The organism is Pigmentiphaga soli, assembly GCF_039541095.1.
In the GTDB taxonomy this organism is placed as follows: Bacteria; Pseudomonadota; Gammaproteobacteria; order Burkholderiales; family Burkholderiaceae_B; genus Pigmentiphaga; species Pigmentiphaga soli.
Genome location: NZ_BAABFO010000008.1, coordinates 1 through 25,129, shown reverse-complemented (window position 1 = coordinate 25,129; position 25,129 = coordinate 1). Strand labels below are relative to the sequence as shown.

The window sequence follows — 25,129 nt, the reverse complement described above, 5'->3', positions numbered from 1 at the left end:
CTTGGCCGGGCTTCAGAAGCCGTAGAGCCGGGCCGGGTTGTCGACCAGGATCCGCCGCAGCACTTCCGGCGCGCCGGCCCAGCGGTTCAGCCGCGCCAGCGCCGCGCCGTCGTCGACCGGATGGAAGGGCTCGATGCGGTCGGGCGTGCGCGGCACGCCGGGCCAGGCGCCGCCGTGCGGCCAGTCCGAGCCCCACAGCAGGCGGTCGGGATTGGCCTCGATCAGGCCGCGCGCCAGCGCCGCCGCGTCTTCGCCGTCCGGATCGCGGGCGACGCGGCGCGGCGCCGACAGCTTGACGTAGACCCGCCCGTCGCGCAGCCAGTCGCGCAGCAGCAGGAAGCCCGGGCTCGACGATCCGCCGGCGGCGTCGACGCGGCCGAAATGATCCAGCACCAGCGGCACCGGCAGGCTCTCCACAACGGGACGCAAGGCCAGCAGCACGTCCGGATGGGTATAGACCTGCACGTGCCAGCCGCGCCCCCGGGCAATGCCGGCCGCGGCCTGCAGCGCCCGCGCGGCCGAGGCCGGGTCGCGCTCGCCGGCCGACTCCAGGTTGATGCGCAGGCCGCGCACGCCGGCCGCCGCCAGCGCGTCGAGCTCGGCGTCGGGCACACCGGCCGCCACCACCGCCACGCCGCGCGCGGCGCCGCCGAGTTCGCCCAGCGCGGCGCGCAGGCAGGCGTTGTCGGTGCCGTAGGCGCTGGACTGCACGATCACCGCGCGCTGCAGGCCCAGCGCCCGCTGCCGCGCGCGCAGATCCTCCAGCGTGGCGACGTCGGGCGTGTAGAGGCGGTCTGCCGCGAACGCGAATTGCGACGGCGGCGGATAGACGTGCACGTGGCAGTCGCAGGCCCCGGCGGGCACGTCGAAGCCGGGCGCGCTGTGGATGACGCCGAGCACGGCGCGGCCGCCGGCGGCCGCGTTCGCCGCGGGCGGGCGTGCGGAGGCGCTCACAGCTTGATCTCCGCCACCTGCCGGGCCTTGGCGGCGGCCCCCGCCATCAGGAACGCGAGGTCGGTGCCGGTGGACACGAAGCGGGCCCCCATGCGCACGAATTCGGCCGTCAGGTCGGGGCGCGAGGCCAGCCCGCCGATGCCGACGTGGCGGCCGTTGGCGCGCGCGGCGGCGATGATGCGTTCGAACGCGGCGCGCACCCTCGGTTCGTCGTAGCGGCCGGGGATGCCCATTTCCGCGGTCAGGTCGTTGGTGCCGACCAGCAGCAGGTCGACGCCGTCTACCGCGGCGATTTCCTCCACCTTGTCCAGCGCTTCCAGCGTCTCGATCATCACCGCCACCAGGGTGGCGTCGTTGAGCGCGGCATTGGCCTCGTCGGTGGGATAGTTGCGGTATTGCAGGTGCGGCAGCCCGGCGTTGGCCGAGCGTTCGCCGTAGGGCGGGAACTTGGCGGCGGCCACCACCTTGCGGGCGTCTTCGGCGCTGCGGATGTGCGGCGCGATGATGCCCAGCGCGCCGCCGTCGAGCACGCGGCCGATGGTGGCCGGCGCCAGCCCCGGCACCCGCACGAAGGGCGCGATGCCGGCGCCCAGCGCGGCGATGCAGATCTGCCCGGCGGCGTCGAGCGAGATGCTGCTGTGCTCGACGTCGATGTACAGGGTGTCGAAGCCCGCGCTGGCGGCGATGCGGGCGATTTCCACCGTGCGCACCAGGCGCACGATCATCGACGCGACCACCTCGTCGCGGGCAAGCTTTTCTTTCACGACGTTGCGCAGCACGTCTCGCAGCGGTACCGACATGGTTCGTCTCCTCCGGATTGGATTCAGGCGCTATATCTTGCGCACGCGGCTCATAGATTTCTAATAAATTGTCTGCAGATCGGCATAAACCAGCCTTATGCAGGCAAAAAGGAGACGCGCAATGAGCATGAGCATGCGGCACATCGAGGTTTTCCACGCCATCATGCGGACCGGTTCGGTCACCGGCGCGGCCAGGCTGCTCAACGTGTCGCAACCGGCGGTCAGCACCGTCATCAAGCATTGCGAGACGCGCCTGCGGATCCGCCTGTTCACCCGCGTCGGCGGCCGCCTGCAGCCCACGCCCGAGGCCGAGGCCATCTTTCCCGACATCGCGGCCATCTACGGCCGGCTCGACGCGGTGGGCCGGCTGGTGCAGGACCTGGCCGGCGGCCGGCTCGGCACGCTGTCGATCGCGGCCGCCTTCCCGATCGCCAACGGCTACCTGGCGCGGGCGGTGGCCGAGTTCATCGCCGACCGGCCGCGCGCCCGGGTCGCGCTGCAATCGCTGACCTCGCCGGAGGTGATCGACCGGGTCGTCAACCGCGAGGTGGAACTGGGCATCGCCTACGAGCCGGTGGTCAACGCCGAGGTGGAAACCAGCGTGCTGGTCAGCTCCAGCGTGGCCTGCGTGATGCGCGACACCCATCCGCTGGCGGCGCAGCCGGAGATCGAGCTGGGCCAGCTGGAACCCTACTCGATCATCACCTACCTGCCGCGCTCGCTGCTGCGCGGCCAGGTGGACCGCGCGCTGAGCGAGTCGGGGATCGCGCCGCACATCAAGGTCCAGGTCGGGCTGTCGCTGACCGGCATGATGCTGGCCTATCACGGCGCCGGCATCGCGCTGGTCGAACCCTTCCTGCTCGAATCGATACCGCTGCCGGGCCTGGTGGCCCGCCCGCTCAAGCCCCGGGTCGAGTTGAAAACCCTGCTGATACGCGGCAAATCGGCGCCCCGCTCCACCTTGATGGACGCCTTCGTGGCCCACCTGCGCCGCAACCTGGAAGCGCACAAATATTAGGCCGGTTTATGCGATCCCGTTTTCTTTTTATTGGACGGTTATCCGCGACTTCGCCCAACATGCGGCAATTCCGAACGGGAGGATGAGACATGAGCTACCGCGTTTCCTTTCTCGATGTCATGGCGCCCACGGTGCGCGAGGCGATCACCGCCGCGATGCCCGAGGGTTTCGACATCGTCTTCGCCGACAGCCCCGAGCCCGATGCCCAGCGGGCGCTGCTGCCGGACGCCGACTTCGTCATCACCGGCACGCAGCCGTTCAGCGCCGACATGTTCGCCGCCGCGCCGCGCGTCAGACTGATCCAGAAATGGGGCATCGGCTACGACAAGATCGACCTCGAAGCCGCGCGCCGCGCCGGCGTCGCGGTGGCCATCACCTACGGCGCCAATGCCGGCCCGGTGGCCGAGCACGCGATCGCGCTGATGCTGGCGGTCTACCGGCGCCTGCCGCTGATCGACCGCAAGCTGCGCCAGGGCGTCTGGATGAAGGCCGAGATGCGCTCGGTGTGCTACCAGATCGCCGGCAAGCGGGTCGGCCTGCTCGGCTTCGGCAACATCGGGCGCATGGTCGCCCACCGCCTGCGCGGCTTCGATGCCGAGGTGGTCTACCACGACCTGCGGCGCGCCGACCCGGTCACCGAACGGGCGCTGCGGGCGCGCCCGGTGTCGCTGGACGAACTGCTGGCCGGCAGCGACATCCTCAGCATCCACGTACCGCTCACCGCTCAGACGCGGGGGATGATCGACGCCGGCGCGCTCGCCCGCATGAAGCGGGGCGCCATCCTGATCAATACCGCGCGCGGCGGCATCGTCGACGAACAGGCGCTGTACGCCTCGCTGGCCGAAGGCCACCTGCACGGCGCCGGATTCGACGTGTTCGAGCAGGAACCGGTCGATCCCGCCAACCCGCTACTCACGCTGGACCAGTTCGTGGGGTCGCCCCACAGCGCCGGGGGCGTGTTCGACAACGTCGACTACGTGGCGCGGCGCGCTTTCGGCAATATGCAGGCGCTGCTGCAGGGCGAGGCGATCTCGGCGGACGACCTGATCGTCCCGCCGGGCAACGCGGCCGCAGCGCGCTGAGGCTGCGCACGCCGCCGCGGCGGCGGATGGCGGGGCCGTCGTCCCGCCGCGCGCCACCCGGCATCGCAGCGGAGGCGCGTGTCGTTGCAACGACGACGCGCGTCCGCGTCCTTGCAAAGCGTTTCACCTTTTTCCCCCGCGCCCGGCGCGCGGCGGCCTGCGCTCCGGTTATCCCCGTCCACTGTGGATAACGCTGGGGACAGCAACCGGGCAACGCGAAAAAACCTTTTGTCACCAATCACTTGCAGCGGCCGCCCAAGGAACGGGCAAGGGCCGCCGCCGCACGCCGCCGGTCCGGCTCGCGCCTATCCGTTAGGCAATCTCATCGCTACCATGTCCTGACGCCAGCCCCCGCACGCTCGCAGAAGGCCCGTCCTTTCCATGACCGACCGCCGTACCTTTCTCGCCGCCGCCGCGGCGCTGGCCGCCGTTGGCCGCGTGCCGGCCACCGCAGCCGCCGCGATGCCCCGCCTGGCCCTGCGCGGCCGCGCGCCGTTTTCGTTCGACGCCCTGGTGGAGCGCGCCCGCCGCATGGGCGCGGCCGACTACCGTCCGCCCCCGCGGCCGCCGCAGGCCATCCTCGACCGCATCGACTACAAGGCGCACGGCCAGATCCGTTTCAAGCCGGACTACGCGCTGTTCGCCGACGGCCCCGGCCAGTTCCCGGTCACCTTCTTCCACCTGGGCCGCTTCTTCCTGGTGCCGGTGCAGATGTACGTGGTAGAACGCGACGCGGCCGGCAGCGCGGCCGCCCGCCAGATCGTCTACGACGACGACTACTTCGACATGCCCGCCGACAGCCCGGCGCACGAACTGCCGCCGGGCAGCGGCTTCGCCGGCTTCCGTTTCCAGGAAAGCCGCCGCGGCGGGCCCGGCCGGCCCGATTGGCACGACAACGACTGGGTGGCCTTCCTGGGCGCCTCCTATTTCCGCGCCATCGGCGGGCTCTACCAGTACGGCCTGTCGGCGCGCGGCATCCTGGTCGACGCGGCGCTGCCCGACCGGCCCGAGGAGTTCCCCGACTTCACCGAGTTCTATTTCGAGACGCCGCAGGACGACGCCGACACCGTCACCGTCTATGCGCTGCTCGACGGCCCCAGCGTGGCCGGCGCCTTCCGCTTCGACATGCGCCGTGCCGACGACGTCCGGATGGAGGTCGACGCCGCGCTGTTCGTGCGGCGCGACATCGGCCGCTTCGGCCTGGCGCCGGTCACCTCGATGTACTGGTTTTCTGAAACCCGCAAGACCGGCGACGACTGGCGCCCCGAGGTGCACGACTCCGACGGCCTGGCCCTGTGGAACCGTGGCGGCGAATACATCTGGCGCCCGCTGAACAATCCGCCGCGCATCATCACTTCGTCGTTCGCCGACGGCGGCCCGCGCGGCTTCGGCCTGTTGCAGCGCGACCGCAATTTCGACCACTACCTGGACGGCGTCCGCTACGAACGCCGGCCCTCCCTATGGGTCGAACCGATCGGCGACTGGGGCGCCGGCGCCGTGCAGCTGCTGGAGATCCCGACCGACGACGAAATCCACGACAACGTGGTCGCGATGTGGGTGCCGCAGGCCCCGGCCGTGCGCGGCGCCGCCTATCGCCTGCGCTATCGGTTGTACTGGAGCGCCGAGGAACCCTTCCCGCCGCCGCTGGCGCGCTGCGTGGCCACCCGCACGGGCAACGGCGGCCGCCCCGGCGAACCGCGCCCGAAGGGCGTGCGCAAGTTCATGGTGGAATTCCTGGGCGGGCCGCTGGCCGGCCTGGCCAAGGGCACGCTGCCCGAGGCCGTGTTGTCGGCCTCGCGCGGCGCCTTCTCGTACGTGTTCGTCGAGGCGGTGCCCGATGGGGTGGCCGGCCACTGGCGCGCGCAGTTCGACTTCACCGTCGACGGCACCGAGCCGGCGGAACTGCGCCTGTTCCTGAAAAGCGGCGAACAGACGCTTTCCGAGACTTGGCTATATCAGTACCATCCCAGTCCGTAGCCGCGACACCGAACCGCCGCCAGGCCGTCCCCTTGCCCTCTTGCCGATGGACTATTCCAAAGACATCAAGAAGTTCATCTACAGCCATTACTTCTACGGCGGCGTGCGGCAGGCGCTCGGCGTCATCGTGCCGGCCATCATCTTGCTGGGAGTATTCCACCAGGCCGTGCTGGGGCTGGCCGCCACCTTCGGCGCCATGTGCGTGTCGATCGTCGACCAGCCCGGCCCGCAGCGCCACCGCCGCAACGAAATGTTCGGCTGCGCGGTGCTCGGCGCGGCCACCGCCCTGATCACCGCGCTGGCGTCGATCCATCCGCTGTGGCTGTGGCTGGCCGTGGTCGCGCTCACCTTCGGGCTGTCGCTGCTGACGGTGTTCGGCCGCAAGGGCGGGCTGATCGGCTTCGCCGGCCTGCTGATGATGACGATGACGATGCACAATGCGTTCACGCCGCAGCAGGCGCTGGTCCACACCGCCGCCACCATCGTCGGGAGCCTGTGGTACATCGCCTTCAGCGTGGTGGCCACCCGGCTGCTGTGGTATCGCCAGGAGCAGCAGGCGATCGCCGTCTGCATGTTCGCCTGCGCCGAATACCTGCAGGCCAAGGCCGGCCTGTACGACGTCTCGCTGCCGCTGGACGACGCCACGCGCGCGCTGATCGTGCGCCAGGCCGCCGTCACCGAGCAGCAGGACGCCGCGCGCGACGTGGTGCTGCGCGAGCTGCCGCGTTCGGCCGACAACGACCGGCGGCGGACGAAGATGTTCAACCTCTTCATCGACATGGTCGACCTGCACGAACGGCTGGTGGCGGTCCACACCGACCATGCCCTGCTGCGCAGGGTATTCGGCGACGCCGACCTGCTGGTATTCTTCCGCGACCTGCTCAACAAGCTGGCCTCCGACGTGGAAATGGTAGGCCTGGCGGTGCTGCAGAACGAGCCGGCGCCGGCGCAGGTCAACGTCAAGGCCGAACTGCGCGCCATCGAATACGAGATCGAACTGCTGAAGAAGTCCGGCTTCGCCGACAGCGAACCCGACGCCTACACGGCGCTGATCACGACCTTCCGTCGCGCCCGCAACGGTCTGAAGATCGTCGAGCGCCTGCACCGCCACACCGACCCGGACGCCGCCGAAGAGCCGTCCGCGCTGCGCATCGACACCTCGCTGCAGCGCTTCCTGTCGCGCCAGGATTTCAACCCGGCGCGCCTGACCAGCAACTTGACGCTGTCGTCGCCCAACTTCCGCCACGCGTTGCGGGTGACGCTGGCGGTGGCGATCGGCATGACCGTGTCCAGCGAATGGCTGGTGCCGCACCACGCGGTGCACAGCTACTGGATCGTGCTGACCATCGCGGTCATCATGAAGCCGGGCTTCAGCATTTCCAAGCAGCGCAACCTGCACCGGATCTACGGCACGCTGATCGGCTGCGGCCTGGTGCTGGCGGTGCTGTCGTTCGTGCACCATGCCAGCGTGCTGCTGGCCATCATGCTGCTGGCGGCCGTGATGGGCAACAGCATGGTTCAGCTCTACTACCTGGGCTCGGCCGCCTTCAACACCGTGTTCGTGCTGCTGGCCTTCCATTTCCTGTCGCCCGGCTCGCTCACGGTGGTGGGCGAACGGCTGCTCGACACGCTGGTGGGCTCGGTGATCGCCACGCTGTGCAGCTACGTGCTGCCGTACTGGGAATACCGGCTCATCAAGCCGCAGGTGCGCGGCGCGGTGGCCGCCAGCCGGGCCTATCTGCAGGCGGCGCGGCAGATGCTGTCGACCGCCGTCGACCCCGAGGCCGCGCGCCGGCACGACGACGTCGAATACCGGCTGGCCCGCAAGAACGTGCACATCGCCTTCGGCAATTTCGCCAACACCTTCTACCGCATGATGCTGGAGCCCAAGTCCAAGCAGCGCTCGGTGGCCGAGCTCAACGACCTGGTCATCCAGACCCACGAACTGGCGGCGCAGATCAGCGCCACCGCGCCGCTGCTGGCCAGCCTGCCGTCTTTGCCGCCGGCGCTGTCGAAGGTGCTCGACGCGATCGGGCAGACGCTGGCCGCGGCCGAGAAAGGCGCGGGCGACACGCGCGACGACACCGAATACCTGCGCGAACTGGGCAAGGAACTGGACGGCACGGTCAACGCCGCCGCCTCCACGCTCGACCCCGACGCGGCCCAGGCGCTGCGGCAGCTGGCCTACCAGCTCAAGCAGATGGCCAAGACCAGCCGCACGATATTGCGCAGCGCGGCGTTGATACACCTTCCGGCCTGATGAAGCCCCTGGCCGCTCGGGCGCCTGGACGGCGCCCAAACGGCTGTCCCCCAAGGGGACGCGGCCGGCTTGGGGCGGCCCGGCGCCGGCCTACCTGGCGCCTTGCATCACCCGTGGGTCGGCCCCAGCAGGCCGTGGCGATGCTCGCCCGGCTCACGCCCGACGCCGTCCACCGGCATCGCCAGCGTCTGCAGGATGCCGCAGTCTTTCGCGGCCTGCGCCTGCTGGCACTGGCTGCGAAGCGCCTTCAGCTTCTTCTGCAATTCCTTGAGCTCGGCGATGCGCGTGGCCACGTGGCCGATGTGCTCTTCCAGCAGCACCGTGACTTCGCCGCAGTTTTCCTCCGGCGCGTCGCAGAACTGCAAGAGGCGCCGGATTTCGCCCAGCGTCATGTCGAGCGAGCGACAATGGCGGATCATCTGCAGGCGGTCGACGTGGCTGTCGCCATAGATCCGGTAATTGCCCGACGTTCGAGCCGGCCGCGGCAGCAGCCCCTCGCGCTCGTAATAACGGATGGTTTCGACCGGGGTACTGGTACGCCCGGCCAATTCTCCTATTTTCATATCTCACCCCACCTCGGCACCACGACGGAACGGCACAGGATCGATCCGTACAGGATACTCCAGTCGGGGGGGACGTTCGCTACGCCGGCTTGCGGCGGAATACCAGCCGGTCCGGGCCGGAGGCAGCGTCCGCGTAGGCGTAGCCTTCGGCATCGAAGCCCTGCAGCGCCTCGGGCGTGGCGATGCGGTGCGCGATCGCGTGGCGCGCCATCAGCCCGCGCGCCCGTTTGGCGTAGAAGCTGATCACCTTGTAGACGCCGCCTTTCCAGTCCTCGAACACGCACTGCACGACACGCGCGTCGAGCGCCTTGCGGTCGACCGACTTGAAGTATTCGTCGGAGGCCAGGTTCACCACCACGCGCTTGCGCCCGGCCGCCAGCCGCTCGTTCAGGTAGGCGGCGATGTCGGCGCCCCAGAACTCGTACAGGTTCTTGCCGGCGGGCGTGGCCAGCCGCGTGCCCATCTCCAGCCGGTACGGCCTGATCATGTCCAGCGGCCGAAGCGCGCCGTACAGGCCGCTCAGGATCACCACGTGGTCCTGCGCCCAGGCCAGCTGGCGTTCGGTGAGCGTGCGGGCGTCCAGGCCTTCGTACACATCGCCGTTGAAGGCGAGCACCGCCTGCTTGGCGCTGCCGGGCGTAAACTTCGGCCGCCACGCCGCGTAGCGCTGCGCGTTCAGTTCGGCCAGCGCCGGGCTGAGGTCCATCAGTTCGGCGATCTGGTCCGGCGTCTTGGTCTTCAGCACGTCGATCAACCTGGCCGCGCGGTCGGCGAACAGCGGCTGGGTGGAAGTATCGACGTGGGGCGGCGTGTCGTAGTCGAGCTTCTTGGCGGGCGAGAGCAGGAACAGCATGGAGGATGTCGGGGCGAATGAAATCAGCCGCTAATGTAGACCAAATATGCCCGTGCGGAACGGGCGCGCGCTACCGCGCCTGCTGCGGCCGCTGGCACGACGGCCCGCAGCGCCTGGCCGCGCCCGACGCGCCCGCGCTGATGCGCTCGCGCTACAGCGCCTATGTGCTGGGGCGTCGCGATTACCTGCTCGACACCTGGCATCCGGCCACGCGGCCCGCGTCGCTGGAGCCCGATCCGCCCGCGCTCAAATGGCTGGGGCTGGAGATCAAGGATGCCCGCGCCATCGACGCGCGGCATGCCACGGTCGAATTCGTGGCGCGCAGCCGGCTGGCGGCGCGCGGCCAGCGGCTGCACGAGATCAGCCGCTTCGAGGCCGTCGACGGCCGCTGGTACTACGTGGACGGGACTTTCCCGGCGCATGGTTAAATAACGCCGCGCGGCCCCTGCGCCGCCCGACGTTCCGACCGTTCTTCGCCATGCCCCTCCATCCGCTATACGACCACCCGCCCTACACCCCCGAATTCTGCGAACGCGAATACAACAACCTCGCCCGCATCCCCGATCACCCGGCGATCATGGCGCGCTGGCGCGACGACGCGGCGCTGGCCCGGCGCACGCAAAGCTGCCAGCTCGGCCTGCCCTATGGAGACGGCGCCGGCGAATCGCTCGATTTCTTCCCGCCCCGCCGGCCCGGCGCCCCGCTGCTGGTCTTCATCCATGGCGGCTACTGGCGTGCGCTCGGCAAAGCCGATTTCTCGTGGGTGGCGCCGGCGCTGGTGGCGCGCGGCGCCGCGGTGGCGGTGGTCGACTACGGCCTGGCGCCCGCCACGCCGATCGAAGAAATCGCCCGCCAGATGCTGCGCGCCCATGCCTGGCTGTACCGCCACGCCGGCGAGCTGGGCGTTGATCGTGGCCGCATCATCGCCGGCGGCCACTCGGCCGGCGGCCACATGACCGCGATGATGCTGTCGGCGCGCTGGCGCGAATGGGAGCCCGACCTGCCGGAAACGGTGGTGGCCGGCGGCCTGGCGCTCAGCGGCCTGTACGACCTGGAGCCGGTGGCGAAGGCCGCTTTCCTGGCCGACCTGGAATGGGACCGCGCGCCGGTCGACCGGCTCTCGCCCGCCCTCTTCCCGCCGCCCGGCAGGCTGCCGCTGGTGGCCGCCGTGGGCGGCGACGAAACCGCCGAATTCCAGCGCCAGAACGCGCTGATCGGCCGCTGCTGGCCCGATAACGTCGTACGCACGGTCACCGTGCCGGGATGCCACCATCTTGCGCTGTGCGACGAACTGGCCAACCCGCGGTCGGAGGTGTTCGAGGCAGCGCTCGAGCTGCTGGGGCTGTAGGCTGGCCTCTGCGGCGGCGATGCCGCATGCCGCCGCATACCATTTCAAGGCGGTATCGATTCGCCGCGCATCAGCCGCGAACGACGCCATCCTCGATAGACACGCTGCGGTCGGCCACCGGCGCGGCCAGCGCCTCGTTCTGCTCCGATAGCAGCACCGCCATCCCCTCGTCGCGCAGTGCGGCGATGGCGCCGGCCAGCCGCTCGACCACGATCGGCGCCACGCCCTCCGACGGTTCGTCGAGCAGGATGACGCCCGGCTGCGTCGTCAGCGCCCGCGCGATCGCCAGCATCTGCTGCTCGCCGCCGCTCAGCGTGCCCGCCATGCGCCCGTGCAGCGGCGCCAGTTCGGGAAACAGCGCATGCACGCGCGCCACCGTCCACGGCGCCAGCCCGGCGCGCGGCGGCGCCGCGGCCACGTCCAGGTTCTGCGCCACCGTCAGCTGCGTGAACACGCGGCGGTCCTCGGGCACCCAGCCGATGCCCGCCCGTGCCCGCCGGTCGGCCCGCCAGCCGGCGATCTGCACGCCGTCCAGTTCGATGCTGCCGCGCGCCCGCACCAGCCCGGCGATGGCCCGCATCAGCGTCGACTTGCCGGCGCCGTTGCGCCCCACCAGCGCCAGCACCTCGCCGGCGCGCAGGTCCAGGTCGACGCCGAACAAGGCCTGCGCCGCGCCATGAAAGGCATTCAGTCCACGCACCGACAGGTTCACGCCAGGCCTCCCGTCCCATGGGCAGATCCGAGATAGGCCGCGCGCACGGCGGGATCGCGCTCGATCTCGGCCGGCGGCCCATCGGCCACCACCGCGCCGCGCACCATCACCAGCACGCGATCGGCGAAACCGAACACCACGTCCATGCTGTGCTCGGTGAACAGCACCGCCAGGCCGCGCCGCGCCTCCTCGCGCACGACGCGCATCAGCGCGTGGCGGTCGTCGCGCGTCATGCCCGCCGTGGGCTCGTCCATCAGCAGCACCCGCGGCCGCTGCGCCAGCACGCAGGCCAGCTCGACCCGCTTGAGTTCGGGATACGGCAATTCGCCGCACACCGCATCGCCGCGCGCCGCCAGGCCGAAGCGGTCGAGCCAGGGATCGATCTCGGCTGCCGGCGCCGGCAGCCCGCGCGGCCGCGGGCGCAGCCAGCCGCCGCGCCGCCGGGCGGCCAGCGCCACGCCCACGTGCTGGCGCACCGTCAGCGACGCCGCCACCTGCGCGATCTGGAACGTCCGCCCCATGCCCAGCCGCGCGCGGTCGGCCACGGCCAGCCCGCTCACGTCGGCGCCGTCGAGCCGCACCGTGCCGGCATCGGGCCGCAGCTGGCCGTTGATGCACTGGAAACACGTGCTCTTGCCCGCGCCGTTGGGGCCGATCAGCGCCAGCATATGGCCCGCCTCCAGCCCGAAGCTCACCTCGCGCACCGCATGCACGCCGGCGAACGATTTCGACAGCCCCTGCACCGCCAGCATCATGGCCGCCCCCGCAGGACATTTGCGAGGCCCCCGGGCAGCGCCAGGATCAGCGCCAGCATCGACACCCCGACCGCCGCCCGCCAGTAATCGGTGGCCCGCGCCAGGAAATCCTGGCCCACGGTATAGACCGCGGCCCCCAGCCACGGCCCGGCCAGCGACTCCAGCCCGCCCAGCAGCACCATCACCAGCCCGTCCACCGAGCGGCCGATGCCGACGATCTCCGGCGAAATCGAGCCCTTGGCGAACACCGTCAGCCCGCCCGCCGCGCCCGCCAGCGCGCCGGCGCCGATGCACGCCGCCCAGCGGATGCCGAATACCGGCAGCCCGAGCGCCGCGGCTCGCAGCGGCGCATCGCGCGACACCCGCAGGTTCAGGCCGTACGGCGCATGCAGCAGTTGCCGCAGGCCGAAGCCGGCCAGCGCCACGATGGCCAGCACGAACAGGTAATACCCTTCGCGCGACGCGATCGCGCCCTGCGGCCAGAAGCCGAACAGCCCGTTGCTGCCGCCGGTGACCGCATCCCACTGGAACACCACCGACCACACGATCTGCGCGAAGGCCAGGGTCAGCATCGCACCGTAGACGCCGGCCGCGCGCAGCGTGACGAAGCCGAACAGCGCCGCGCCCGCCGCCGCCAGCAGCGCGCCGGCGCCCACGCACAGCAGCACCTGCGGCAAGCCCATGCCGCCATCGGCGCCGCCGCCCAGGTGGCCCAGCCAGGGCACGGCCAGCGCGGCGCCGTAGGCGCCCAGGCCCAGGTAGGCCGCATGGCCGAAGGAATGGATGCCGCCCGGCCCCATCAAGGCATGCAGGCTGGCGGCGAACAGCCCGGCGATCAATACATCGATCGCCAGCACCGTCACATAGGGCTGGGACCGCGCCAGCCACGGCAGCACGGCCAGCGCCGCCACCGCGGCCAGCAGGGCCAGGTCGCCGCGCCTGCGCGGCGGCGGCAGCGGCGCCAGCTCGATGCGGGCGGCGCGCGCCGCCGCCGGCCGCCCGAACAGCCCCCACGGCCGCAGCGTCAGCACGACCGCCAGCAGCAGGAACTCGATCACCAGCGTCAGCTTGGGCAGCACCACCGCGACGCCGAACACCTCCACCGTGCCGAGCGCCACGCAGGCCGCCTTGACGATGCCGATCAGCATGGCCGCCACGAACGCGCCCGATACGCTGCCCATGCCGCCCAGCACCGTCACCACGAAAGCCTCGACCACGATGGCCAGGTCGTAGGTGAGCGTGGCCGGCTCGCGCGGCATCTGCAGGGCGCCGGCCAGCCCGGCCAGCATCGCGCCCAGCGCGAACACCTGCGTGAACAGGCGCCGTTCGTCCATGCCCAGCGCAAGCGCCATCTCGCGATCTTCGGTGGCGGCGCGCACGCGCAGCCCCCAGCGCGTGCGGTTCAGCAGCACGCGCAGCGCCGCCAGCACCAGCACGCCGACGCCCATCAGCACCAGGTCGTAGACCGGCAGGTCGAAGCGGCCGGGCGCGATCACGCCGGCCAGCCCCGGCGCCTTGGGGCCGAGCCGGTCGTCGGCGCCCCACAGCGCCAGCGTCGCGTCGCGCACGATCAGCACCAGCGCGAAGGTGGCGAGCAACTGGAACAATTCGGGCGCGCCGTACAACCGGCGCAGCAGCACGCGTTCGACGGCCGCGCCGAGCAGCCCGACCGCCAGCGCGGCGGCCGCCACGGCAGCCCAGTAGCCGGGTCCGGCGCCCAGCGCCGGCATCGCCAGCGCCGCCAGCGACACCGCCAGGTACAGGCCCAGCATCGCCAGCGAACCGTGCGCGAAATTGACGACGCGCGAAATGCCGAAGATCAGCGTCAGGCCGACCGACAGCAGGAACAGGCTGCTGGCGCTGGCCAGGCCGTTCAGCAGCTGCGCCAGCACGGCTCAGCGGGCCGGCCGCAGCTTCTGCACTTCGGCGTCGCTCGGCTGGTACTTGGCGCCGTCGGCATAGTGGTAGTCGACCATCACGCCGCCGCGCTTGGCGCCTTCGCCGCGCAGCGCGGTGCGGCCGACGAAGGCGCCCAGCGTCGACTGGTTGTCCTGCGGGCGGAACACGATCGGGCCCCAGGGCGTCTTCAGCGGCATGTTGCGGAAGGCGTCGACGATTTTTTCCGGGTCGGTGCCGCCGGCGCGGCGGATCGCCTCGGCCGCCGCGTACACCGTCACGTAGCCCACCACCGAGCCCTGGCGCGGGGCTTCGCCGTACTTCTTGCGATAGGCCTGCAGGAAGGCGCCGTGCTCGGGCGTCTTGATGTCGTACCAGGGATAGCCGGTCACGATCCAGCCCTCGGGCGCCTCGGCGCCGAGCGGCTCCAGGTATTCGGGCTCGCCCGACAGCAGGCTGACCACCTCGCGCCCCTTGAACAGGCCGCGCGTCTCGCCCTCGCGCACGAACTTGGTCAGGTCGGTGGCGAACAGCACGTTGAAGATGGCGTCGGGCTTGCTGGCCGCCAGCGCCTGCACCACCGGGCCGGCGTCGAGCTTGCCCAGCGGCGTGGCCTGCTCGGCCACGAATTCGACGTCGGGCTGCGCGGCCTTCATCAGCGTCTTGAAGGTTTCCACCGCCGACTGGCCGTATTCATAGTTGGGGTAAACGATGGCCCAACGCTTCCTGTGCAGCTTGACGGCCTCGGGCACCAGCATCGACACTTGCATCCAGGTGGACGGCCGCAGGCGGAAGGTATAGCGGTTGCCGTTGGCCCAGGTGATCTTGTCGGTAAGCGGCTCGCTGGCCAGGAACGGCACCTTGCGCTGGCGCGCGAAGTCGGCCACGGCCAGGCCGATGTTCGACAGGAAGCCGCCGGCCAGCAGCGCCACATGCTCGCGCGACACCAGCTCCTCGGCCGCGCGCACGGCATCGCCGGGCGTGGCGTTGTCGTCGCGGATCACCAGTTCCAGCGGCCGGCCGTCGACGCCGCCGGCGGCGTTGATCTGCTCCTGCGCCAGCAGCATGGCCTTGCGGTACGGCTCCAGGAATGCGGGCTGCGACTTGTAGCTGTTGATTTCGCCGATGCGGATCGGCTCGGCCGCGTGGACCGACGCGCCCAACAGCGCGGACAAGACGAACAAGCTCGGCAACAACGATGTGCGAAACATGGATTGGCTCTTTCCCGGCCCCGAAGCACGGGCGCGGATGACGGGGCATGGAATCGTCCGGCGCCGCCCCTCCCTCTTCCAGGGGCGGCAGTATTTTATCCCCGCCGCCCCTGGGCGGGTGCACCTGACTGGTGCTTGAAACGCACCAATCGGTCTACTAATCGCATTTTTCGCCGGCCGGGACTACGCCACAATCCGACTCCACCCCAATTAATGACAGCATGGAGACGATCGGATGGCGATCCCCGAACGCATTCTGGAAGGTAAAGTCGTCGTCGTGACCGGCGCGGGCGGCGGCATCGGCCGCACGATCGCGCTGATGATGGCGGCCCAGGGCGCCAAGGTCGTGGTCAACGACCTCGGCAGCACGGTCGACGGTGACGGCCGCAACGCCAGCGTGGCCGAGCAGGTGGTGGCGGAAATCGAACAGGCCGGCGGCCAGGCGGTCGCCAGCATCGAAAGCGTGGCCGATTGGGACGGCGCCCACCGCATCGTGCAGGCCGCGCTCGATACCTTCGGCCGCGTGGACTGCGTGGTCAACAACGCGGCGATCCTGCGCGACATCATCTTCCACAAGATGACGCGCGAAGACTGGGAACTGTCGCTGGCGGTCAACCTCACCGGCGCCTTCAACGTGAGCCGCGCGGCGGCCCCGCACTTCCGCAAGCAGGAAAGCGGCAGCTATGTCCACATCTCGTCCACCTCGGGCCTGGTGGGCAACATGGGCCAGGCCAACTACGCGGCCGGCAAGATCGGCCTGGTCGGCCTGTCCAAGAGCATCGCGCTCGACATGCGCAAGTTCAACGTGCGCTCCAACGTGGTGGCGCCCACCGCCTTCACGCGCATGACCGAAAGCATCCCCACCGCCACGCCGGAGCAGCAGGAACGCATGCGCCAGCGCGAACGCGTGGAGCCCGAGAAGAACGCGCCGCTGGTGGTGTTCCTCGCCAGCGACGCGGCGGCCGAGGTCAACGGCCAGGTGTTCTATTCGCGCAAGAACGAAATCATCCTGTTCAGCCAGATGCGGCCGTTCGCGCGGGTCCACAATAGCGAGGGCTGGACGCCGCAGACCATCGCCGAGCACGTGGTGCCGGCCCTGCGCAAATCGTTCTACCCGCTGGAGATGACGCGCGACGTGTTCCCCACCTGGCTGCCCTGAACCCCGCAACGGAGCCCTGCATTGGCCATCGACTACGAAAAACTGCTGGCGTGGCGGATCGCCGACGCGCGCCATAGCTACACGCTGCGAGACACGCTGCTCTACGCCCTGAGCGTCGGCCTGGGCGCCGATCCGGAAGACGAACGCCAGCTCGACTACGTCTACGAACGCGATCTGTCGGTGCTGCCGTCGATGGCCACAGTGCTGGCCTCGCCGTCGGGCTGGATGCGCGATCCGGAAACCGGCATCAACCCGGTAGGCACGCTGGCGATCGACCAGGCATTCGAGATCCATGCGCCCATCCCGGTGGCCGGCACGGTGATCGGCAAGTCGCGCGTGTCCGACGTGCGCGACCTCGGCCCCGAGCGCGGCGCGCTGATCTGCACCGAGCGCACCGTGCACGACGAGGCCACCGGCAAGCCGCTGTTCACCGCCCGCCAGAGTTCGCTGGCGCGCAAGGACGGTGGCTTCGGCGGCCCGGCCGGGCCGGCCGGGCCGCGCCACGACATGCCGGCGCGCGAGCCCGATTTCGTGTGCGAGCTGCCCACCGCCGACAACGCCGCGCTGCTGTTCCGGCTGCACAACAAGCTGGACCCGAAGCATCCCGACGCCCATGCCGACCCGGCGCTGGCGCGCAAGCTGGGCCACCGGCGGCCGATCGTGCACGGCCTGTACACCTTCGGCATCGCCTGCCACGCGCTGCTGCGCACCGCCTGCGACTACGACGCCGCGCGGCTGCGCTCGATGGCGGCGCGCTTCACCGCCGTGGCCTATCCGGGCGACGTGCTGCGCACCGAAATCTGGCGCGACGGCAACGTGCTGTCCTTCCAGTGCCGCGCCGCAGGCGGCGCCAAGCCGGTGCTGAGCAACGGCCGCGCCGAGCTCGCCTAGCCTCCTCTTACCGAATCCTGCCGGGATACCGCCATGAAAGATCTCGAATACGACGTCGCCGACCACATCGCGACGCTGACCCTGAACCGCCCCGAAAAGAAGAACGCCTTCACCGAGGACATGCTGTCGGAGATGTGCGAACGATTGCAGCAGGCCCAGGCCGACGACAACGTGCGCGTCATCGTGCTGACCGGCGCCGGCGACGCCTTCTGCTCCGGCGGCGACGTCAGCCGCCGCGCCAACGAACTGGAAAAAGGCCCGCCCACCGTGCTGCAGAACAAGCAGCGCCTGATGACCAAGGGCCCGCAGCGCGTGGCGCTGGCGCTGACCAATGTCGACAAGCCGGTGCTGGCCGCTCTCAACGGCGTGGCCGTGGGCGCCGGCATGGACCTGGCCCTGATGTGCGACCTGCGCGTGGCTACGCGCTCGGCGCGCCTGTGCGAAGGCTACATCCGCGTCGGCCTGGTGCCCGGCAACGGCGCCTGCTACTTCCTGCCGCGCATGGTCGGCGTCGGCAAGGCCCTCGAATTGCTGTGGACGGCCGACTTCATCTCCAGCGAGGAAGCGCTGCGGCTAGGCTTGGTCGAGCAGGTCTACGACGACGACAGCTTCCGTGAGCAGACCGCCGCGCTGGCCCGCAAGATCGCCTCGGCGCCGCCGGTGCAGGTGCGGGCGATCAAGCGCACGCTGTACCAGTCGCTCGGCACCGACCTGCGCACCAGCCTGGAACTGGTGTCTTCCCACATGGCCATCGTCAACACCACCGACGACTACCGCGAAGCCATCGCCGCGTTCAAGGAAAAGCGCCAGGCGCATTTCCAGGGCAAGTAAGGCGGCGCGGCACCCTTTTCATCCCTCCATTCCCATTCCGAAATACGACAGGAGACTCTTCCCATGAAACGCATTCCCTTGGCCGCATCGGCGCTGCTGCTGGCCTTCGCGCAGCTTCCGGCGCATGCCCAGCAAAAGGCGGCCGACTTCCCCAGCAAGCCGATCCGCCTGGTGGTGCCGTTCGCCCCCGGCGGCCCGACCGACCTGGCCGGACGCGTGGTCGGCCAGAGCGTGCAGCAGATCACCGGCAAGCCGGTGGTGGTGGAAAACCGCCCCGGCGCGGCAGGCGTGGTCGGCGCCGACTTCGTCGCCAAGAGCCCGGCCGACGGCTACACGCTGCTGCTGTGCTCGGCCGGCGCGATGGCCATCAACCCGTCGTTGACGCCCGACATCTCGTTCGTGCCGCTGCGCGACCTGACCCCGGTCACCCACGTGGTGTCGATCCCCTACCTGCTGCTGGTCAACCCGTCGTCGCCGATGCACAGCCTGGGCGATCTGATCGCCCGCGCCAAGGCCATGCCCGGCAAGCTCAACGCCGGCTCGGCCGGCACCGGCAGCACTTCGCACCTGGCCAACGTGCTGCTCAACACGATGGCCAAAATCGACACCGTGCACGTGCCCTACAAGGGCAGCGCGCTGTCCGACAACGACCTGATGGCCGGCCTGCTCGACCTCACCTTCGACGCCGTGCCGCCCGCGCTGCCACTGGTGCGCTCGGGCAAGCTGCGCGCGCTGGCAGTGGCCGACTCGCACCGCCTGAGCATCCTCCCGGACGTGCCGACCTTCGCCGAGGCCGGGCTGCCTGGCTATGAAGTGTCGACCTGGCTGGGCATCTGCGCGCCGGCGGCCACCCCGCCCGAGATCGTCAACAAGCTGAACAAGCTGATCGTGCAGGGCGCCACCACCGACGCCAGCAAGAAGGTGTTCGCCGAGATCGGCGGCGAAGTCATTGCCAACTCGCCGGACGAGTTCCGCAAGTTCATCGTCGCCGAACAGAAGAAGTGGGGCGACGTCATCCGCAACGCCGGCATCACCACGACGACCAAGTAGTCCCTCCCGCGCCCGCCCGGCCGGGCGCCATCAACTCTGTGGAAGTGAACAGTGCAAGCGTTAGAACGGCTCTTCAATCCCCGCGGCATCGCCATCATCGGCGCCAGCAATGACCCGGGCCGCCCCGGCGCGCAGGCGATGAACGCGCTGTCGCAGCGCGGCTATGCCGGTGGCATCTACCCGGTCAACCCGAAGTACCAGGAACTCGGAGGACTGAAAAGCTACCCCGCCATCGCCGACGTGCCCGATCCCTGCGACGTCGCCATCGTCGCGCTGCCCGCCGCCCACGTGCCCGCCATCATCGCCGACTGCGGCCGGCGCGGCGTGCGCTACGCGGTGGTGCTGGGCGGTGGCTTCCGCGAGACCGGCGAGCGCGGCCGCGAACTCGAGGCCGAACTGCTGCGGGTGGCACGCGAACACGAGGTGCGCCTGGTCGGCCCCAACTGCCTGGGTCTGGTCAACGTGCCCGACCGCGTGTTCGCCGGCTTCGGCAGCATGGTGCGGCCGCCGCTGATGCAGCCCGGCGCGGTATCGGCCGTGATCCAGAGCGGCGGCTTCGGCAACAGCCTGGTCATGCGCTGCGGCGCGGCCGGCATCGGCTTCCGGCACGTGGTGGCCAGCGGCAACGAAACCGACCTGACCTGCGCCGAGCTGATCGACGCCTTCGTCGACGACCCCGCCACCCGCGTCATCCTGGCCTACATCGAAGGCGTGCGCGACGGCCGCGCCTTCATGGCCGCGGCGCGCCGGGCGCGGGCCGCCGGCAAGCCGGTCATCGTCTGGAAGGCAGGCAACTCCGAACAGGGCATGAAGGCGGCGGCTTCCCACACCGCCAACATGACGGGTTCCTACGACATCTTCCGCGCCGCCTTCCGGCAGTGCGGGGTGATCGAGATCCGCGACATCGAAGACATCGTCGACTACGTGCGCGCCTTCCTGGCCGGCCGTGCCGCGCCGGGACGCCGCGTGGCGGTGATGGGCGGCTCGGGTGGTTCGGCGGTGGTGTTCTCCGACGCCGCCGACCAGCACGGCCTGACGCTGGCCATGCTGTCGGAGTCCACCAAGACGGTGCTGGCGCAGAACCTGCCCGGCGTCGCCTCGCTCGACAACCCGATCGACTTCGCCGCCGGCTTTCTCAGCGACGCCAACGCCGGCCGGCTGCTGGCCTCGCTCGACGCGGTGCTGGCCGATCCGCAGGTCGACCAGCTGGCGCTGATGCTCGCCACCGTGGTGGGCAAGCCGGCCAGGATGACGGCCGACATGCTGGCCCAGGCCGCGCAGCGCTCCGGCAAGCCGGTGATGGTGTTCTGGGCCTCGCCGCGCGACGCCTCGCCGGAAGCCTACGAGATCCTGGAACGGGCCGGCATCCCGATCCTGTCGTCGCCCGCCCGCGTGGCGCGCACCATGGGCGTGCTGGCCGACCATGCACTGTCGCCGATCGAACAGCCGGGCGACGTGCCGGCCGGCCCGCGCGAGCTGCCCGACTGGCCCGATACCGTGCTCGACGAACGCCGCAGCAAGCAGCTGGTGGCCGCCTTCGGCGTGCCGGTCACGCAGGACCGCGTGTTCCCGGCCGCGCCGATCGAGGCCGGCGCCGGCGACCTGCCGTATCCGGTCGCCGTCAAAATCGTCTCGCCCGACATCGCGCACAAGAGCGATGCCGGCGGCGTGCGCCTGGACGTGCGCGACCCGTCCCGGCTGGCCGAGGCCTCGCGCTCGATCCTGGAAAGCGTGCGCCGGGCCGCGCCGCAGGCCAGGCTGGAAGGCCTGCTGGTCTCGCCGATGATCCGCGACGGCATGGAAACCATCGTCGGCGTCATCAACGACGAGGTCTTCGGCCCGGTGGTCGCCTTCGGCCTCGGCGGCATCTTCGCCGAAGTGCTGAAAGACTTGTCGTACCGCGTCGCGCCGTTCGGCGTCGACGTCGCCCGCTCGATGATCGCCGAACTGCGCTCGGCGCCGATGTTCGCCGGCGTGCGCGGCCAGTCCCCGCGCGACGTCGACGCGCTGGCCGCCGCGCTGGCTGCCGTCTCGCAAGGCGCCTGGCAGATGCGCGACCGCCTGCAGGAACTCGACATCAACCCGCTGCTGGCGTTGCCCGCCGGCCACGGCATCGTCGCGGTGGACGCGCTGGCGGTACTGCGGCCGGCCGGCGGCGGCGCGGCCTGACCGCCAGCCGGGAGCCGCCATGCCGCTCGACTACGACAAGCTCAAGGACTGGCGGGCCGAAGGCCCGTCGCAGACCTACGACGCAGACGACACCATTCTGTATGCGCTGGGCATCGGCCTCGGCCACGATCCGACCGATCCGCGCCAGCTCCGGTTCGTCTACGAGAAGGACCTGAAAGCGCTGCCCACGCTGTGCACCGTGCTGGCGCACCCCTTCGCCTGGCTGCACAAGGCCGACCCCGGCATCAACCGGACCCGCCTGGTGCACGCCGAGCAAGGCATACGCCTGCACCGGCCACTGCCCGTGGCCGGCCAGGTGCACAGCGAAACCCGGGTCACCGGCATCGTCGACAAAGGCCCCGACAAGGGTGCTCTGGTGTATTCGGAGCGCCGGCTGTACGACAGCGGCAGCGGCGACCTGCTGGCCAGCCTCACCGCCACCACCATGTGCCGGGCCGACGGCGGCTTCGGCGGGCCGGCGGGGCCGATCCCGCCGGCGCCCGCCGTGCCGCAACGCGAGCCCGACCATCGCTGCGACCTGCCCGTGCTGCCGCAGGCCGCGCTGCTGTACCGGCTCAATGGCGACCGCAACCCGCTGCACGCCGATCCCGAGGTCGCACGCCGGGCGGGTTTCGACCGCCCCATCCTGCACGGCATGTGCAGCTTCGGGATGGCCGGCCACGCGCTGCTGCGCACCTTGTGCGATTACGATCCGGCCCGTCTCGTTTCCCTATCGGCACGCTTCTCCGCGCCGGTGTACCCTGGCGAAACGCTGACGATAGAAATGTGGCGCGAGTCCGGGGCCGTCGCCTTCCGCGGCCGCGTTGCGCAACGCGACGCGATCGTCCTGAATCACGGCCAGGCGCAGATCATCTGACGGCGACAGCCGAGGAGACGCAATGCAAACCCTGCACGACCGGGCGGATACTTCCCCGCTCGAGACCTACCGCCGCTACTGCCGCGAAGGCAAGCTGGCCTACCAGGTCGACCCGGCTACCGGCCGGGCCGTGTTCTTTCCGCGCTTGGTGGCGCCCGGCACCGGCTCGACCGGGCTGCAATGGCGCACCAGCGCGGGCCTCGGCACGGTCCACGCCACCACCGTCTGCCACCGCAAGGGCGAGGCTTCGTACAACCTGGCGCTGGTCGACATGGACGAAGGCTTCCGCCTGCTGAGCCGGGTCGAGGGCATCGCGCCGGAAAGCGTGGCCATCGGCCTGCGCGTGCGGGTCACGATGCGCGACGAAGCCGAGCAGGAAGCGCCCTACCCCGTGTTCGTTCCGGCCGAGGGCGACGCGGCCGGGCAGCCGCCCTCCGCAGGGCCCACGGCAGGCGGCCAAGCCGGTCTTCCGGTGTCGTCCGCCGGCGCCGGTTCGGCCTGCGCCGCCGCGCCGTCATCGGCAAGCGTTCCCGCCGCCGCATCCGGCCCGGCCCCGGCAATCCGCCGCGGCGCGGGGCTGCGCGGCCGCATCGCCGTGGTGGGCACCGCCGAATCCGATCTCGGCGAAGTCGCCCCCGGCATCACGCCGGTCGACCTGATGGCCCAGGCCGCCTGCCGCGCGCTGGACGACTGCGGGCTGTCGCTGCGCGACGTCGACGGCGTGTTCGCCGCCACCGGCCAGGTGCGTTTGTCCACCCTGGCGCTGTGCCAGTACCTGGGCATACACCCGCGCTATTCCGACGCCACCGTCATCGGCGGCTCGTCGTTCATGGCCCACGTGCTGCACGCCGCCGCCGCGATCGAGGCCGGCCTGTGCGAAGTCGCGCTGGTGGCCTACGGCAGCACCCAGCGCACCATCGGCCGTTCGCGCGTGCGCGCGGCCGAGCCGGAACCGTACGAATCGCCCTACCGGCCCATCCTGCCGGCGGCCGCCTACGCGCTGGCCACCTCGCGCTACTTCCGCGAGTTCGGCGCCACTCGCGAGCAATTGGCCGAGGTCGCCGTCGCCGCCCGCCAATGGGCGCTGCTGAACCCGGCCGCCTGGGAAAAAGAACCGCTCACGGTGGAACAGGTATTGGGCGCCCGCATGGTCTGCGACCCGCTCACCGTACGCGACTGCTGCCTGGTCACCGACGGCGGCGGCGCCATCGTGCTGACCTCGGCCGAACGCGCGCGCAGCCTGAAACGGCCGCCCGCCTACGTGCTGGGCGCCGGCGAGGCGTTGAGCCACCAGAACATCGCCTGCATGGAAAACCTGACCACGACCGCCGCGGTCGAGTCCGGCCGCCGCGCCTATGAAATGGCCGGCGTGAGCGCGCGCGACGTCGACGTCGCCCAACTCTACGACGCCTTCACCATCACGCCGATCCTGTTCCTCGAAGACCTGGGCTTCTGCCCCAAGGGCGAAGGCGCCCGCTTCGTGGGCGGCGGCCGCATCGCACCAGGCGGCGAACTGCCGCTGAACACCAACGGCGGCGGCCTGTCGTACTGCCACCCCGGCATGTACGGCCTGCTGGCGCTGATCGAGGCCGTGCGGCAGGTCCAGGGCGTGGCAGGCAAGCGGCAAGTCGCCAAATGCGACGTGGCGCTGGCCCACGGCAACGGCGGCGTGCTGTCCAGCCAGAGCACCGTCATCCTGGGCGGCGAGGCCGCGCTGTAGGCCGGCGGCCCCTGGCCTCGCGGTATTGCGCGCCGTAGTCGCGCAGCAAATCGATGAATTCCCGCGCGGCGGGCGACAAGGTCGTCGCCCGCCGCGTGAGGATCACGATATTGCGCCCTATCCTCGGCTTCAGTGCCCGCTTCACCAGCATGCGGTGGGTCAGGCTGGCGAACGAAATCTCCGGCACGATCAGCACGCCCACGTTGCGCTCGGCCAACGCCGCGCCGGTGGAAAAACGCTGGATCTCGATGTGCCAGTTGTCGCGCAGGATCTTGTTGCCCGCGTTGTCGAGCAGCGGACGATTGCCCTCGATCAATCCGGGCGCGATGACCCGGTGCTGGCGCAGCTGCGGCCAGCTCACCTCGCGGCAGGCCGCCAGCGGATGATCGGGATGGCAGGCCACGATGAACCTGTCTTCCAGCAGCAACTCGGATTCGGCCTGGCCCTCGACGATCTCGGCCAGCGACAGGCCGAACTCGGCCTCCCCGTGCAGCACGGCATTCAATACCTCGCGGGCGCTCAGGTCGAGGATGCGGATGCGATTGTCGGGATAGCGCGTGGTATAGCTCTCGATCACCGCAGGCAGCACGCCGGCGCTGACCGTGGGAATCGACGCCAATACGATCTGCCCCTCCCCGCGCGAGGCGATCTTGCGCAGATTGCTGAACGAACGTTCCAGCTCCTCGACCAGATCGCGCGCCTGCGGCAGGAAATTGCGCCCGACCGCCGTCAGTTCGACGCGGCGCGTCGTGCGATCCAGCAGCCGCACGCCCAGATAGGCCTCCAGCTTGCTCAGCCGCCGCGACAGCGCGGAATGCGAAACGAACAAGCCATCTGCGGCCTGGTGGAAGGAGCCGAACTCCGCCACCTTGATAAAAGCCTTGAGACCTTCGATATCGAAATTCATGTCGACCGTCGGCGCAAAAGCAAAACCCCTCGTGCGGTTGAGCACGAGGGGTTCTGGGGGGTATTAGCCTGACGATGACCTACTTTCACAGACGAA

22 protein-coding genes and 1 pseudogene are annotated in these 25,129 nt (G+C 70.3%); 14 read left to right on the top strand and 9 right to left on the bottom strand.

What is annotated here, in order from left to right; all coding sequences use genetic code 11:
* Window positions 1–12: 12 nt before the first annotated feature.
* Together ABD927_RS09905 and ABD927_RS09900 are read right to left on the bottom strand one after the other, a co-directional pair.
* Complete coding sequence (locus ABD927_RS09905) at window positions 13–954, bottom strand: amidohydrolase family protein (protein WP_345248843.1); 942 nt, start codon at window positions 952–954, stop codon at window positions 13–15.
* Window positions 951–1,754, bottom strand: coding sequence for an HpcH/HpaI aldolase family protein (locus ABD927_RS09900; RefSeq protein WP_345248841.1), 804 nt, complete (start codon window positions 1,752–1,754; stop codon window positions 951–953). Before ABD927_RS09900 ends, ABD927_RS09905 begins: the two co-directional genes overlap by 4 nt.
* Window positions 1,755–1,875: 121 nt before the next feature.
* Here ABD927_RS09900 and ABD927_RS09895 point away from each other — a divergent pair, with 121 nt between their 5' ends.
* The 4 genes from ABD927_RS09895 to ABD927_RS09880 all read left to right on the top strand — a co-directional run bounded on the left by ABD927_RS09895 (window position 1,876) and on the right by ABD927_RS09880 (window position 8,091).
* Entirely contained in the window at window positions 1,876–2,772 is an 897-nt protein-coding gene (locus tag ABD927_RS09895; RefSeq protein WP_345248839.1) for a LysR family transcriptional regulator, read from the top strand.
* 89 nt (window positions 2,773–2,861) lie between these two features.
* Window positions 2,862–3,854: a 2-hydroxyacid dehydrogenase gene (locus ABD927_RS09890; RefSeq protein ID WP_345248837.1), complete on the top strand. Its 993-nt coding sequence runs from the start codon at window positions 2,862–2,864 to the stop codon at window positions 3,852–3,854.
* 381 nt (window positions 3,855–4,235) lie between these two features.
* Complete coding sequence (locus tag ABD927_RS09885) at window positions 4,236–5,831, top strand: OpgD/OpgG family glucan biosynthesis protein (protein ID WP_345248835.1); 1,596 nt, start codon at window positions 4,236–4,238, stop codon at window positions 5,829–5,831.
* A gap of 46 nt (window positions 5,832–5,877) precedes the next feature.
* Window positions 5,878–8,091, top strand: coding sequence for an FUSC family protein (locus ABD927_RS09880; protein ID WP_345248833.1), 2,214 nt, complete (start codon window positions 5,878–5,880; stop codon window positions 8,089–8,091).
* A gap of 107 nt (window positions 8,092–8,198) precedes the next feature.
* On the opposite strand, the gene cadR is transcribed toward ABD927_RS09880, so the two are convergent.
* Window positions 8,199–8,654: a Cd(II)/Pb(II)-responsive transcriptional regulator gene (gene cadR / locus ABD927_RS09875; protein WP_345248831.1), complete on the bottom strand. Its 456-nt coding sequence runs from the start codon at window positions 8,652–8,654 to the stop codon at window positions 8,199–8,201.
* Between the two features lie 79 nt (window positions 8,655–8,733).
* A complete protein-coding gene (gene yaaA / locus ABD927_RS09870) occupies window positions 8,734–9,507 on the bottom strand; it encodes a peroxide stress protein YaaA (RefSeq protein WP_345248829.1) in 774 nt (257 codons plus the stop codon).
* Between the two features lie 17 nt (window positions 9,508–9,524).
* On the opposite strand from yaaA, the gene ABD927_RS09865 reads away from it, so the two are divergent.
* Together ABD927_RS09865 and ABD927_RS09860 are read left to right on the top strand one after the other, a co-directional pair.
* Window positions 9,525–9,935 (top strand): YchJ family protein, encoded by a 411-nt coding sequence (locus tag ABD927_RS09865; RefSeq protein ID WP_345248827.1) that lies wholly within the window; start codon window positions 9,525–9,527, stop codon window positions 9,933–9,935.
* Between the two features lie 50 nt (window positions 9,936–9,985).
* On the top strand, window positions 9,986–10,855 hold the full coding sequence (locus ABD927_RS09860) for an alpha/beta hydrolase (protein ID WP_345248825.1): 870 nt from the start codon (window positions 9,986–9,988) through the stop codon (window positions 10,853–10,855).
* 70 nt (window positions 10,856–10,925) lie between these two features.
* Here the strand turns inward: ABD927_RS09860 and ABD927_RS09855 are convergent, their stop codons facing one another.
* From ABD927_RS09855 to ABD927_RS09840, 4 genes are read right to left on the bottom strand one after another with little or no spacing between them, the layout of a single operon-like run.
* Entirely contained in the window at window positions 10,926–11,567 is a 642-nt protein-coding gene (locus ABD927_RS09855) for an ABC transporter ATP-binding protein (protein ID WP_345248823.1), read from the bottom strand.
* Window positions 11,564–12,322 carry an ABC transporter ATP-binding protein gene (locus tag ABD927_RS09850; protein ID WP_345248822.1) on the bottom strand — a complete coding sequence of 253 codons (759 nt, stop codon included), beginning with the start codon at window positions 12,320–12,322 and terminating at the stop codon, window positions 11,564–11,566. Before ABD927_RS09850 ends, ABD927_RS09855 begins: the two co-directional genes overlap by 4 nt.
* The gene (locus tag ABD927_RS09845; RefSeq protein ID WP_345248820.1) at window positions 12,319–14,214 is read right to left on the bottom strand and encodes an ABC transporter permease; all 1,896 of its coding nucleotides are present in this window, start codon (window positions 14,212–14,214) and stop codon (window positions 12,319–12,321) included. The genes ABD927_RS09850 and ABD927_RS09845 overlap by 4 nt, the downstream gene beginning before the upstream one ends.
* Window positions 14,215–14,217: 3 nt before the next feature.
* On the bottom strand, window positions 14,218–15,429 hold the full coding sequence (locus tag ABD927_RS09840; RefSeq protein WP_345248818.1) for an ABC transporter substrate-binding protein: 1,212 nt from the start codon (window positions 15,427–15,429) through the stop codon (window positions 14,218–14,220).
* A gap of 235 nt (window positions 15,430–15,664) precedes the next feature.
* Here ABD927_RS09840 and ABD927_RS09835 point away from each other — a divergent pair, with 235 nt between their 5' ends.
* The 8 genes and pseudogenes from ABD927_RS09835 (at window position 15,665) to ABD927_RS09800 (ending at window position 24,126) form a co-directional block, all read left to right on the top strand.
* The gene (locus ABD927_RS09835) at window positions 15,665–16,588 is read left to right on the top strand and encodes an SDR family NAD(P)-dependent oxidoreductase (protein ID WP_345248816.1); all 924 of its coding nucleotides are present in this window, start codon (window positions 15,665–15,667) and stop codon (window positions 16,586–16,588) included.
* Between the two features lie 21 nt (window positions 16,589–16,609).
* Window positions 16,610–17,479 (top strand): MaoC family dehydratase, encoded by an 870-nt coding sequence (locus ABD927_RS09830; protein WP_345248814.1) that lies wholly within the window; start codon window positions 16,610–16,612, stop codon window positions 17,477–17,479.
* Between the two features lie 33 nt (window positions 17,480–17,512).
* Entirely contained in the window at window positions 17,513–18,310 is a 798-nt protein-coding gene (locus ABD927_RS09825) for an enoyl-CoA hydratase/isomerase family protein (RefSeq protein WP_345248812.1), read from the top strand.
* Between the two features lie 63 nt (window positions 18,311–18,373).
* Entirely contained in the window at window positions 18,374–19,360 is a 987-nt protein-coding gene (locus ABD927_RS09820; protein WP_345248810.1) for a Bug family tripartite tricarboxylate transporter substrate binding protein, read from the top strand.
* A 51-nt stretch (window positions 19,361–19,411) separates the two neighbouring features.
* Window positions 19,412–21,529 (top strand): acetate--CoA ligase family protein, encoded by a 2,118-nt coding sequence (locus tag ABD927_RS09815; protein ID WP_345248808.1) that lies wholly within the window; start codon window positions 19,412–19,414, stop codon window positions 21,527–21,529.
* Between the two features lie 19 nt (window positions 21,530–21,548).
* Window positions 21,549–22,406: a MaoC family dehydratase gene (locus ABD927_RS09810; RefSeq protein WP_345248806.1), complete on the top strand. Its 858-nt coding sequence runs from the start codon at window positions 21,549–21,551 to the stop codon at window positions 22,404–22,406.
* A gap of 22 nt (window positions 22,407–22,428) precedes the next feature.
* Window positions 22,429–22,752, top strand: a pseudogene (locus ABD927_RS09805) (Zn-ribbon domain-containing OB-fold protein); the annotation flags it as partial.
* Between the two features lie 231 nt (window positions 22,753–22,983).
* Complete coding sequence (locus ABD927_RS09800; protein WP_345249190.1) at window positions 22,984–24,126, top strand: acetyl-CoA acetyltransferase; 1,143 nt, start codon at window positions 22,984–22,986, stop codon at window positions 24,124–24,126.
* Here ABD927_RS09800 and ABD927_RS09795 read toward each other — a convergent pair.
* Window positions 24,098–25,033, bottom strand: a complete 936-nt coding sequence (locus ABD927_RS09795; protein ID WP_345248804.1) for a LysR family transcriptional regulator — start codon at window positions 25,031–25,033, stop codon at window positions 24,098–24,100. The two genes, ABD927_RS09800 and ABD927_RS09795, sit on opposite strands and share 29 nt — an antisense overlap.
* Window positions 25,034–25,129: the final 96 nt, after the last annotated feature.